This window comes from Shewanella sp. 1CM18E (assembly GCF_023161665.1).
Lineage (GTDB): Bacteria > Pseudomonadota > Gammaproteobacteria > Enterobacterales > Shewanellaceae > Shewanella.
On sequence record NZ_JALNTW010000024.1, the window covers coordinates 47,807 to 60,458 of the forward strand.

Consider the following 12,652-nt stretch of genomic DNA (forward strand, 5'->3'; position numbering starts at 1 on the left):
CTCGCTACTGAATTAGTTCGCAATAATCTTGGCTATTGAGGTTAAATAAAGCTAAGTAACGACTAAAATTGCTATCGGGTTTAGCTGGATTTACCTCGTCTAAAATCATGGATTTTAGGGCTGCAAGGATTTTTGCTTGCGACTTATGCTCCAGCATGAGCTCTACATCTAACATTTGTTGATATTCAGCTTGTTCAAGCGCGGCTTTACTTAAGCGTCTTAGCCTGCGGTAAGGCAATAATAGCCTTTGTTCCCACTCTAACAGGCTTTGTTGTAGCTGCTGCCAATCTGATGAGGCGAGTAATTGGTGATGGCTATCGAGCCAAATGGCTAACAATAATAGATTTACATTGAGCTGGTGGTCATCTTGCAGTGCTAACAAGCTTGCTTGGTGCTGCATATAAATGGCATCACAATCTTGCCAAAGGCTGTGGTAAAAATTGGCATTAAAACGACCCGGTAATGTCATAGGTTAGCGGTCCTGTTTATATTGAAATACTTGCTCTTAAGAGGGTAAGCAAGCTAACAAAAAGGGAAGCCATGCTTCCCTTTATAGATATTTATAAGACTTCAGCGCGCACGCTTTGTTCAATATTTTCGATCTCTTCTTGGATCTCAAGCCACTCCATTTCGCTTTCTTCAAGCCCTTGAGTCAAGGTGGTGCGCTCAGCAAGTACTTGCGTCAATTTCGCCTTGTTATCAGCATCATAAAGACTGGTATCTGCTAGCATTTCTTCTAGCTCTTTTAGGCGGTCATTGGCTTTTTGCTGCTCTTTTTCAAGCTTAGTTTGCACCTTTTTAAGTGGTGATAGCTTTTGTCTAAGCTCAGCCTCTAAGCGTTTTTGCAATTTCTTATCTTGCACTGGCTTGCTAGCATCAGGGTCTTCTTCTACTTTGCCAGCAGCTTTGGCAGCATCGAGTAACCATTGATGATAATCATCAAGATCACCTTCAAAGCTATTCACTTCACCTTGATCGACTAAATAGTAGTCGCTGCAGCTTAAGCGCAATAGGTGTCTATCGTGCGATACGATAATCATCGCACCTTCAAAAGTTTGCAAAGCCATGGTCAACGCATGACGCATCTCTAAGTCTAAGTGGTTGGTTGGCTCATCAAGTAGCAATAGGTTAGGGCGTTGCCATACAAGTAACGCTAATACTAAACGGGCTTTTTCACCACCAGAGAATGGTCTCACAGGTGCAAGAGCCATATCACCATTAAAACCATAACCGCCTAAGAAATTACGTAACTCCTGCTCTCTAGCGTTAGGAGCAAGACGCACTAAATGCTGCAATGGTGAGTCATCTAGGCTGAGAAACTCAAGTTGGTGCTGCGCAAAATAGCCAATGTTGAGTCCAGGGTTGGTTTCATACTTACCTTTCATTGGTGATAACTCACCAGAAAGCAGTTTTACCAAGGTTGATTTACCTGCGCCATTACGGCCAAGCAAACCAATGCGTGCACCTGGGACTAAGTTTAGGTGCACCTTTTTTAGAATTTCGGTTTCGCCATAACCAATCGACACTTGCTCCATAGTAACAAGTGGGTTTGGCAGTGCTTCAGGTTCTCTAAAGGCCATGTGAAATGGGCTATCAGCTTGAGACGGCAATAGCTCTGTCATACGCTCAAGGGCTTTTAAACGGCTTTGTGCTTGTTTAGCTTTACTGGCTTTATAGCGGAAGCGGTCAACAAAAGACTGCATATGTGCACGTTCTTTTTGTTGGCGTTCAAAGGCCACTTGCTGCTGAGCCATACGCTCAGCACGTACACGCTCAAACGAGGTGTAGTTACCTTTGTAGTAGTTGAGCTTAGTGTTTTCTACATGAACAATTTCGTCGACAATGCCATCAATAAAGTCGCGGTCGTGACTGATAAGGATTAGTGTACCTTGATAAGCTTTAATCCAACCTTCTAACCAATACATGGTATCTAAGTCTAAGTGGTTGGTTGGCTCATCGAGAAGCAGTAGATCTGAGCGGCACAACAGCGCTTGGGCTAAGTTAAGGCGCATACGCCAACCACCAGAAAAGCTCTTAACTGGGTTGCTTTGCTCTTGTTCGCTAAAGCCTAAGCCAGCTAACAAACTTGCGGCGCGAGAATGAATCGCATAGCCGCCAATCGCATCAATTTTGCCGTGAAGCAAAGCAATGTTGTGACCATCATCTGCATCTTGAGCTGCATGCAGCTGAGTTTCAAGTTCGCGGTATTCGGTATCACCATCAATAACGTATTCAATGGCAGAGACTTCTAACGCAGGTGTTTCCTGAGCAACAGTGGCAATTTGCCAGCCGCTCGGCATACTAAAATCGCCTTTATCTAGGCTGATTTTGCCCATAATTAAGGCAAGTAAAGAAGATTTGCCGCTGCCATTAGCGCCGACTAGACCGACTTTATGCCCCGGATAAACAGTTAATGAGGTTTCATCGAGCAAGGTTTTCGAGCCACGAACGAGTTGAGCTTGAGTGATGGTGATCATTTAAGTCGGCTTTAAGTCAGAGAAGTAGCAAATATTGGGGAGTGATGATAGCCCAGAACCCATAGTTACTTCTATGGCGTAGACCATAAAAGTGCGGTCATAAGCCGACTTTTATGGCAAAATGTTGACCGAATAAGGATAGGAATTTGAATCATGACAATAACAACTAAAAAAGTGAAAAAGCGATTTGTTGCTGGCGCTAAATGTCCAAAGTGTCACGCTAAAGAGTCAATCGTATTGTTTAAAGAAAATGGTATCGAAACCGTAGAGTGCGTTGATTGTGATTATCGTGAGCAACAAACTGAAGCGAAAGTTGCTAAAAAAGCCTCTGGCGCAGTAATTGGTGTGTTTACACCTGATTAAACCACTCATCTTAATATTAGTTTGTACACAGTTGTGTATTTTGCTGTATTTGGTTTGGATGCTAGTGTAAAATTTGCTCATTAAATGCTGGCGGTAAAGCTAGCACTACCACCAGTGAGTAACGACCATGACTGCAACACGTATCTTTTTGCTGAGCTTAACCCTGCTACTAACCGGCTGTGGCACCATTCAAGATTACCGAAATTCGCAAATGTTTAGTACGTTTGAAGATTTTCGCCCAGGTCCTGCAGGCGGTAGTGATTTAGTTTGGGCGCAGCCAAAAATTAAAAGTGTTAGTGATCTTAATGCCATTCTAAGTGGATACGATAATGTGATTGTCGACCAAGCTTGGTTAGTGTTAGATGATAAAACCCGCTACGACAATCTAGATCAAGAAGACATTGTTGAAGTATCGCGCTATCTAGTGGGCCAAATTAAGCTTAAAGCCGGTAAACGTTTTAAGCTGATTGAGCCTGAACAGTTACAGCAAGCTGACGATAAGCAACCAAGCGAAAAAACACTTAGAGTGAGTGTTGCTTTAACCAATATTGAAACTCCAAACCCGATCCTAGCGGTAACCAGCAGTATTCTGCCTTTTGGTCTGGGGATCTCTAGCATCTCAAAAGTAGTAACCGGTGAGCACACTAATGTGGGTAGTGCGACTATCGAGCTGATGATAAGTGACGCTAATAGCGGCCAGCCGATTGTGGCAGTGATAGATCGTAAAGCGGGCAGTAAAGATCTTGGCACTATGATTGATTCAACCGATGACGCAAAAGATGCCGTTGACTGGTGGGTTGAGCGTTTAGGCGTCACTCTGCGGGGAGAGAAATTGTAAGCGCTTAAACAGCTGGTTTATATCAAACAAGCATAAAAGCTGACTAATATGGTCAGCTTTTTTATGTCGGCGACTTCTGTTACCCAAGGATAATCGTGGTTGATGAAAGATAGACCGGATTAGAAATCGCAAAAATTTAACGGTAGCAATATATTTATCAGTTATCCTTTATTGAGCATGCTGCAACTAAAAGAATAACTGCTACAATAGCGCGCTATAATTTATAGCGATAGCAAACGACAACTTTTACTCCAGATAATTTGGAGTCTTGTCACCATGATTTTATCACTGCAACACGAGATTTGATGAGCCTTAGCTAGGTATCGAGTCCTATAGGGAAAACCGCCCTAACCAGCAGTGCATACTTAGGAAAGATACTTTGACTCAAACAGTCCCAAATACCGATGACCAAGTGCCGTTCTCAAGCCTTAACCTTAAGACTGAGCTGCTAGATAACCTAAAAACTATGGGTTATGACTCGATGACCCCTATTCAAGCGCAAAGCTTACCGGCGATTCTTAATGGCGAAGATGTGATTGGTCAAGGTAAGACTGGCTCAGGCAAGACTGCTGCGTTTGGCTTGGGCTTATTGCATAAACTAGACGTTAAGCGTTTTCGCATTCAGTCTTTGGTTTTATGTCCAACTCGAGAGCTTGCCGATCAAGTTGCTAAAGAGATCCGCACCCTTGCGCGTGGTATCCACAATATAAAAGTACTAACCCTTTGTGGTGGTGTACCTATGGGGCCGCAAATTGGTTCTCTAGAGCACGGCGCACACATTATCGTTGGTACACCGGGCCGTATTATTGATCACTTAGATCGCGGCCGCTTAGATTTAGAAAACGTACATACTTTAGTGCTTGATGAAGCGGATCGTATGTTAGAGATGGGCTTTCAAGTTGAACTTGAAGGCATTATGGAGCGCATGCCAATAGAGCGTCAGACGTTGCTATTTAGTGCGACTTTCCCTGAGCAGATCCAGTCGATTGCCGACAAGATTATGTTCAAGCCGGTAATGGTTAAAGTGGCTTCAACTCATGCAACGAGCAGTATTGAGCAGCACTTTTACGAAGTGGGTAATAATAACGATCGCATGCGAGCGCTTAAATTATTATTACTGCAATACCGCCCTGAAAGTGCGGTAGTGTTTTGTAATACTAAGCGTGAAACCAAAGACGTTGCAGCGCAATTGAAAAACGATGGCTTTAGCGTGGTTGCACTGCATGGCGATCTTGAGCAGCGCGATCGCGATCAAACCTTATTGCAGTTTGCTAATAAGAGTGTGTCTATCATGGTTGCCACTGACGTAGCAGCTCGTGGTTTAGATATCGATGCCCTAGATGCAGTAATTAACTACCACGTTGCTTACGATACTGAAGTGCATATTCACCGTATCGGTCGTACTGGTCGTGCCGGTAGTAAAGGTTCTGCGCATACTTTCTATAATGATGAAGATGGCTACAAAATTGCGTTACTAGAAGATTATTTAGAGCGTGATATCGTCAATGAAGCGCTGCCATCAGAGCACTTGCTAGATACTTTTCCTGTGCAGCCAGTAATGACAACGCTACAAATTGATGGCGGTAAAAAGCAGAAATTACGTCCAGGAGACATCTTAGGTGCGTTAACTGGTGAAGATGGCATTCAAGGTTGTGAAGTGGGTAAGATCAAAATTACTGATATGCGATCTTATGTGGCGGTTAACCGCAAAGTGGCTAAAAAAGCCCTACATAAAATTACTAACGGTAAGTTAAAAGGCCGTTCATACCGCGCTTGGGAACTACGTTAAGCAGAGTTTGTTAGCGTGGAGGCTCAACGAGGTTGAGTTTCCTTATAGCTATTAGCGATAAAAAAGCAGCGCCAAAGCGCTGCTTTTTTGTGTCTGGAACACTTATGCCAAGGCCCATGGATGGTTAGCCTTGGTATTTGTGTCTGGAACACTTATGCCAAGAGCTCTTATATCAAGAGAAATGGATGGTTAGCCTTGGTATTTGTGTCTGGCACACTTATGCCAAGGCTCTTATATCAAGAGTCATGGATGATTAGTCTTGGTATTTGTGTCTGGAACACTTATGCCAAGGCCCATGGATGGATAGCCTTGGTATTTATGTCTGGAACACTTATGCCAAGAGCTCTTATATCAAGAGAAATGGATGGTTAGCCTTGGTATTTGTGTCTGGAACATTTATGGCAAATGCTCTTAAACTACGAATTCAGATATCAAGGTCATTTGAGGCCTTGATATCTAATTGATACTCAATGCTTAGCTATTGTTACTTGGCTTGTTGGCAGCTCGGTTGCCATTATTCGCTCTATTAGGATTAGGGCGGCGTTGGCCAGAAGGCTTACCTTGAGTTGAAGCTGAGTTATTGCCTGCATTCGGTCGACGTTGGCGTCTAGGTTTGCTTGGCTGAGAGTCTGCGCTTGGCTGGTGGCCGCGTGTCATTTCACCGCTACGTTGACCATCTCTGTGCTCTGTTTTAGCCGCAGCATTTTGACCGCCTTGGTTATTACCTTGGCGACGTGGGTTCGCTGACTTATTGCTAGCTCCACCAGAGTTAGCCCCTTTATTCGGGCTACGTGAGCGGCCATTGCCACGACCTTGGCCACCGCCATTACGTGGACCTTTGTTTTGCCCATGAGATTTACCAGTAAGATCAGTCTCTGGTAGGTGATAAGTCGGCTCAAAACCTTCGATTACGCGGCGCTCTAAGTTCTGCTTGATCAGTAACTCAATGTCACGTAATAGTTTAATTTCTTCATCACCAACAAGTGATACTGCATGGCCTGATGCGCCCGCACGACCAGTACGGCCAATACGATGTACATAATCCTCAGGCACGTTTGGTAGATCAAAGTTAACCACTTGTGGTAGTTGGTCAATATCAAGGCCGCGTGCAGCAATGTCAGTAGCGACTAGTACACGAACGGCACCGCTTTTGAAGTCAGCCAAGGCTTTGGTTCTTGCACCTTGGCTCTTGTTGCCGTGAATTGCTGCTGCAGTAATGTCTTTAGCTTCAAGGTTTTTTGCAAGACGGTTAGCACCGTGCTTAGTTCGGCTAAATACCAGTACTTGTTGCCAGTTATTTTGCTTAACCAGTTTAACTAATACAGCGGCTTTTTGGCCTTTATCAACAGGGCAGATCCACTGTTGAACGGTATTGGCTGTTGCGTTACGTGGGGTAACAGAGATCTCAACAGGGTTATTTACAAGCCCTTTAGCTAACTGACGGATCTCGTCAGAGAAAGTGGCTGAAAACATCAAGTTTTGACGCTTGGCTGGTAATACCGCCAAAATCTTTTTAATGTCGTGAATAAAGCCCATATCTAACATGCGGTCAGCTTCATCAAGCACTAACACTTCAAGCTGGCTAAAGCTCAACGCACGTTGGTTGTATAGGTCAAGTAAACGTCCTGGGGTTGCCACTAAAATATCAACACCACGATTAAGTTTAGTAATTTGTGGGCCAATACCGACACCACCAAAAACCACTGCTGATTTTAATGGTAAATTTTTACCATAAGTTTCTACGCTTTCACCTACTTGAGCTGCAAGTTCACGTGTTGGTGTTAATACCAAAGCACGTACTTGTTTTGCTGATGCTTTATTGCCTTTTGAAAGTAGCTCTAACAGTGGCAAGGTAAAGCCAGCTGTTTTACCCGTACCGGTCTGCGCAGCAGCCATGACGTCTTTGCCTTCTAACACGGCCGGAATAGCTTGTGCTTGGATAGGCGAAGGAGTGTCATAACCTTTATTGGCAACGGCTTTCAAAATTTGGGCTGATAGGCCCAGTGAGGCAAAACTCATAGATAGGTCTCGTTTCGGCTGCTAAATAGGCGCTAAAGTACGACTGGCAGCGGTTTAAGGGGGCCTGCTGATGCTGGCGGCCGTGCAGCTTACAGGATCTGCCTAGAAAGCGCTAATTAATAAACAATCAGTTGCTAAATAAACCGCATATCCATTGCATTGCTGACTATATAGAGTATGGCAGTTAACCAAGGTAACTCCATTTGCTCGATGCAGAAACAGGCCTGATTGATTATTGTTATCGAGATAAATTGATTAATTTTGCAAAAAATTATCGATTGTGTGATTTTTGGTCGATTAAAAGATGTTGTTTCAGCGCTGCACGTGTTAATCTCGCGCCCCTGAAAGTTCATCTTCCAATTTTCACCAGCAAAATCTAGGTATATTGCTACCTATTTCGGCGGTTTGCCATGCAACAACCTATCGTTAGTTATCATAAAGATGATGAAGATCATTGGGTTGCTAATTTGTCTTGCGGTCATTCGCAGCATGTTCGTCATCGTCCCCCTTGGGAGATACGAATTTGGGTAACCAGTCAGCAAGGCAGAGACGCCATGCTAGGTTATAATCTGGGCTGCAAGCTGTGTGAACGAGATTTGGAAGTGGAATAAATTGCGTGATGATTCAGGTGATCATTACTGAGCGATTTAGAAACAGAATTATGAACGTGAGAGTGATACTTAGGGTGTTGGTCTTGCGTATCGATTGAGCTTTGCTATAACGATATCGAGTTGGCTATTTAATAATAGCGGCCTTATGTTGATAGCCGGTTTAGCTCAAGTATTAGCATTATTGTTAGGATAAAAAGTAACATGACACAAACTAAGAAGTATGATTTTCGCGTAGTTGCTGATGGCGCAACTTGGACTGGCCAAATTACTCGTCGCCAAACTGCAAGAAAGATTGTTGTTTCTAAAGCAAAGAAAGGCTTTGCCACTGAAGCTGAAGCACAAGCTTGGGGCGAAACTGAGCTTAAATCATTCTTAGAAAACTTGATTAAGCGTAACGAGCGTAAAGCTAAAGCACGTGAAGAGCGTAATGAAGCTGCTGACGCTAAAGAGCTTGCTGCTGATGCATGGCGCAATGCACGTCCAAGCAAATCATCAGATTTTGATGAAGATAACCTAGATTATGAGTCTGACTCAGAGGGTTAATCTCTTAAATCAAGAGAATTTGTTTTAGTAAGCACTAAACATATTGATAAACCGCAGTGAGCCTAGCTTATTGCGGTTTTTTTATGTGTTAAGTTTATATCTCAGTGTGTTTAGTGGGCTGCGATTTATTGATCTAGCTCAATTTTTGTGAGTCCGATAACATTTACAGCATTGTTGTTTTATTCTGCGATTAATGCCTGCGATACTGCAATGATATTGTGTTTTATTCGTCTTTGGTAAGTTTAAGAGATTGAACTTACATCAGTCGATAAAGTCTTTAGAGCATGGACTTTTGCTAAAGTCACGCGCAGTTGCAAACTCACCCTCTTGTTGTCGTTAGTCTGGAATAACATGGATAAAACAGTAGAAAAAAAACTTACTAAATGGCTAAAGCTGCAAAAGAAAGCCTGTGGCTTTTATTTGAATTTGTCAGTTTTTTTCGGAGTGTTAACCGGGCTAAGTCTGATGTGTCAGGCATGGTTAATTGCCACGGTTTTACAAGGGATTATCATTGATGAACTGCCAAAGAGTGATTTTATTAATCATTTCTGGGCGCTGTTAGCACTGACTATTGTTCGCGGTATATTGGCATTTGCTCGTGAGCGTGCCAGCTTTCAAGCGGGTGCCAAACTCAGAGTAGAGATGCGCGCCGCAGTGCTCGACAAGCTTGCGCTATTAGGGCCTGCATTTATCAAAGGCAAACCCGCAGGCAGCTGGGCCAGCATAGTGCTTGAGCAAGTAGAAGATCTGCAAGACTTTTATGCTCGTTACCTACCACAAGTTGTACTTGCTGGATTTATTCCTTTAATCATCTTGGTCGCTGTTTTCCCGATTAACTGGGCTGCTGGACTCATTCTACTTGCCACTGCGCCACTTATTCCTATGTTTATGATTTTGGTTGGCATGGGCGCTGCTGATGCTAATCGTAAAAACTTTAGCGCATTAGCTCGTTTAAGCGGCCATTTTATGGATAGGCTTAAAGGGCTATCGACGCTTAAGTTGTTTAATCAGGGCGAGAAAGAAGCCAGAGTGATCAAAAAGGCCTCTGAAGAATTCCGTGAACGTACAATGGCTGTACTGCGCATGGCATTTTTAAGTTCCGCTGTACTGGAGTTTTTTGCGGCGGTGTCGATTGCCGTTATGGCGGTTTACTTCGGTTTTAGTTACCTACACCACCTCGACTTTGGCCACTATGGCGCACCAATCAGTTTGTTCACTGGTCTTTTTGTACTGATTTTAGCCCCTGAGTTTTATCAGCCACTACGTGATATGGGCACTCACTATCACGCTAAAGCGCAGGCGATTGGCGCTGCAGAAGAGTTAATGGCACTACTTGATCACCCTACAGAGCAGGTTGGTGGTGATAAGTTAGTGGATGGCGCGGTAACGATAGAAGCTAAGGATTTATCGGTGTACAGCCTAGATGGCAGTTTGTTGCTCGGGCCTATTAGTTTTCAAATCGGTGCAAATGAGCATGTTGCCGTTGTTGGCCCTAGTGGTGCTGGCAAAACGAGTTTACTCAACGCTTTGCTGGGTTTTTTACCTTATCAAGGCCAACTGTTAATAGCGGGCACTGAGCTTAAGGACTTATCAGCAAGTGATTGGCGCCAGCATCTAGCTTGGTTAGGTCAAGAGCCACAATTGTTCCATGGCACGCTTAGAGACAACGTCGCGATGGGGCGTGAGCTTAGCGATGAGCAGATTATGGCGTTACTGACCAAAGCGCAGATTGTTGATTTTGTTGAGCAGCAAGCTCTGGGGCTGGATTACCCAATTCAAGAGCAAACCGCAGGCTTGTCGGTGGGGCAAGCGCAGCGTATTGCATTGGCTCGAGCATTAGCCCAGCAAGCGTCGCTATTTGTTCTTGACGAACCTACAGCGAGTTTAGACAGCTTAAGCGAGCAAGCGGTACAAGCTACACTGACAACTGCGATGCAAGGTAAAGCCTGCATAATGGTGACCCATAGACTCGAAAGTTTAAGCGCTATGGATAACATTTTAGTTATCGATAAAGGCGCACTAGTGCTGCAAGGCAGTTATGCAGTATTGCTTGAACAAGAAGGCACGTTTAAACAGATGCTCGATGAAGCAAGTAGTGTGAGTGAATTTGACCTTGAGCCCGCAGCGCAGGCAAATAACCAGCCAGAGGGAGACAAGTAATGAGAGCACTATTTCCCTATATCAAACGCTTTAAAAGCCAAGCTTTTATGATGTTCATCGGCCTATTTTTAAGCGTCACAACTCTGATGGCCGGTATCGGGCTATTATCGCTATCAGGTTGGTTTTTATCGGCCACAGCAGTCGCAGGTTTAACCGTGATGTCGGCGCAAATGTTTAATTACTTTACGCCCGCTGGGGGGGTGCGCTTTTTATCGATAGTGCGCACCGCAAGCCGTTATGGTGAGCGTCTTGCGACCCATGAGGCTACTTTCAGTTTGTTAACCGATCTGCGCTGCTGGGTGTGGAACAAGTTACTACCATTAAGCGCTAAGAATCTTCAAGGCGTGCGCCAAGGCGATTTGCTTAATCGCTTGGTTGCCGATATTGATACTTTAGATCACCTGTATTTACGTTTGATTACCCCGCTTGCAGCATCACTGTTAATGATGATTGCACTGTACTTTTTTGTCGGTCACTTTGATGTTGAACTGGCCCGCACACTATGTTCTGTACTGTTAGCGGTATGGATCTTATTGCCAACGACTTTCTATTTTCTTGGCCGTAAGCCGGGAATGGCACAACTAGAGACCAAGCGTGCACTTAGGGTTCAAGTGCTGGAATATATTCAAGGTCAAGCCGAGATTACCTTGTTTGGCGCGCAGCAGGCTTATAGAACACGCATAGAGCAAGCGCAAACCGCGATGATCAACAGCCAAAATGCGATGAATCGAGTCACAGCACTGAGCCAAGCATGTTTGATTTTATGCCATGGTTTTGCGGTATTGTTGATGTTGTATCTTGCTGCATCGGGTGTTGGCACCTCGGTACCGCCTGGGCCAAGACTTGCGATGATTGTATTTTTAACCATGGCGACCATTGAAATGATGATGCCGTTAGCGGGGGCATTCCAACACTTATCGGCTTGCACTGCTGCAGCGACGCGGCTCAATGAAGTGGTTGAGCAAGCACCTAGTGTGACTTTTGCAAATGGTGAATGTCGCGATGTAAGCGCTGGTAATATTAGCTTTAGTAATATTGAGTTTGGTTACAGCGACAAGCAAAAGGTACTCAATGGCTTAAACCTTGAGATTGCTACAGGGCAAAAAGTTGCCTTACTCGGGCAAACGGGTTGCGGTAAATCAAGCCTGTTATCGTTGCTGACGCGTGAGTGGTTACCGAATAAGGGGCAAGTGCGCATCGATGGTCGTGATGCTGCTGAGTATAGCGAGCAACAATTGCGTCAGTCTATGTCGGTAGTGAGTCAGCGTATTTACCTGTTTAGCGGCACGCTGCGTGACAACTTAGCCATGGCTATAACAGGCTTTACCCGAAAAGATGATGATAAGCTCATTGCCGTGCTTGAAAAAGTTGGGCTACAAAGCTTACTACAAGCTGATAAGCCATTAGATATGTGGTTGGGTGAGGGCGGTCGCCAGTTATCAGGTGGTGAACAGCGCCGTATCGGCGTGGCTAGAGCGCTACTGCGAGATGCTCCTATCTTATTGTTAGATGAGCCTACAGAGGGCTTAGACAAACGCACAGAGCGTGAGATTTTGCGTTTATTGTTTGAGTTTGCCGCTGACAAAACCATGCTAATGATCAGCCATAGATTAACAGCCATGAACAAGATGGATAGTATTCATTTAATGGAGCAAGGTGAAATCCGCGTTAGTGGTAGCCATGCCGAATTACTGGCGAGTGATGCTTACTACGCAAGTTTATTTAAACGCTTAGCTTAGCTTCATTTACGCAAAAGCCCAGTCAATGACTGGGCATTTTGTTTTCAGCCCTAAACCACCTACTTCAGTAGGTGGTTATCATCAATTAGGCTTTGCCTGAAGTACGTTTAATG

Annotated in this window: 10 protein-coding genes; 7 read left to right on the forward strand and 3 right to left on the reverse strand. The window is 44.4% G+C overall.

Annotation, left to right across the window (positions count from 1 at the left end; translation table 11 throughout):
• Window positions 1-4: 4 nt before the first annotated feature.
• Together MSG37_RS20320 and MSG37_RS20325 are read right to left on the reverse strand one after the other, a co-directional pair.
• Window positions 5-469: a TIGR02444 family protein gene (locus MSG37_RS20320; RefSeq protein WP_248472546.1), complete on the reverse strand. Its 465-nt coding sequence runs from the start codon at window positions 467-469 to the stop codon at window positions 5-7.
• Window positions 470-560: 91 nt separating this feature from the next.
• Window positions 561-2,477 (reverse strand): ABC transporter ATP-binding protein, encoded by a 1,917-nt coding sequence (locus MSG37_RS20325; protein WP_248472547.1) that lies wholly within the window; start codon window positions 2,475-2,477, stop codon window positions 561-563.
• A 153-nt stretch (window positions 2,478-2,630) separates the two neighbouring features.
• Between MSG37_RS20325 and MSG37_RS20330 the strand changes: the two genes are divergently transcribed.
• From MSG37_RS20330 to dbpA, 3 genes are all read left to right on the forward strand, one after another.
• On the forward strand, window positions 2,631-2,840 hold the full coding sequence (locus MSG37_RS20330) for a YheV family putative zinc ribbon protein (RefSeq protein WP_248472549.1): 210 nt from the start codon (window positions 2,631-2,633) through the stop codon (window positions 2,838-2,840).
• Between the two features lie 127 nt (window positions 2,841-2,967).
• The gene (locus MSG37_RS20335; RefSeq protein WP_248472551.1) at window positions 2,968-3,678 is read left to right on the forward strand and encodes a DUF3313 domain-containing protein; all 711 of its coding nucleotides are present in this window, start codon (window positions 2,968-2,970) and stop codon (window positions 3,676-3,678) included.
• A gap of 412 nt (window positions 3,679-4,090) precedes the next feature.
• Window positions 4,091-5,467, forward strand: a complete 1,377-nt coding sequence (dbpA, locus tag MSG37_RS20340) for an ATP-dependent RNA helicase DbpA (protein ID WP_248472566.1) — start codon at window positions 4,091-4,093, stop codon at window positions 5,465-5,467.
• A gap of 474 nt (window positions 5,468-5,941) precedes the next feature.
• Here the strand turns inward: dbpA and MSG37_RS20345 are convergent, their stop codons facing one another.
• Entirely contained in the window at window positions 5,942-7,486 is a 1,545-nt protein-coding gene (locus MSG37_RS20345; RefSeq protein ID WP_248472553.1) for a DEAD/DEAH box helicase, read from the reverse strand.
• 410 nt (window positions 7,487-7,896) lie between these two features.
• Here MSG37_RS20345 and MSG37_RS20350 point away from each other — a divergent pair, with 410 nt between their 5' ends.
• From MSG37_RS20350 to cydC, 4 genes are all read left to right on the forward strand, one after another.
• Window positions 7,897-8,097, forward strand: a complete 201-nt coding sequence (locus MSG37_RS20350; RefSeq protein ID WP_248472555.1) for a DUF3565 domain-containing protein — start codon at window positions 7,897-7,899, stop codon at window positions 8,095-8,097.
• A gap of 201 nt (window positions 8,098-8,298) precedes the next feature.
• The gene (locus MSG37_RS20355) at window positions 8,299-8,640 is read left to right on the forward strand and encodes a DUF3622 domain-containing protein (protein ID WP_248472557.1); all 342 of its coding nucleotides are present in this window, start codon (window positions 8,299-8,301) and stop codon (window positions 8,638-8,640) included.
• Window positions 8,641-8,991: 351 nt separating this feature from the next.
• Window positions 8,992-10,800: a cysteine/glutathione ABC transporter permease/ATP-binding protein CydD gene (gene cydD, locus MSG37_RS20360; protein WP_248472558.1), complete on the forward strand. Its 1,809-nt coding sequence runs from the start codon at window positions 8,992-8,994 to the stop codon at window positions 10,798-10,800.
• A complete protein-coding gene (gene cydC / locus MSG37_RS20365; RefSeq protein WP_248472560.1) occupies window positions 10,800-12,539 on the forward strand; it encodes a cysteine/glutathione ABC transporter ATP-binding protein/permease CydC in 1,740 nt (579 codons plus the stop codon). The genes cydD and cydC overlap by 1 nt, the downstream gene beginning before the upstream one ends.
• Window positions 12,540-12,652 lie beyond the last annotated feature (113 nt).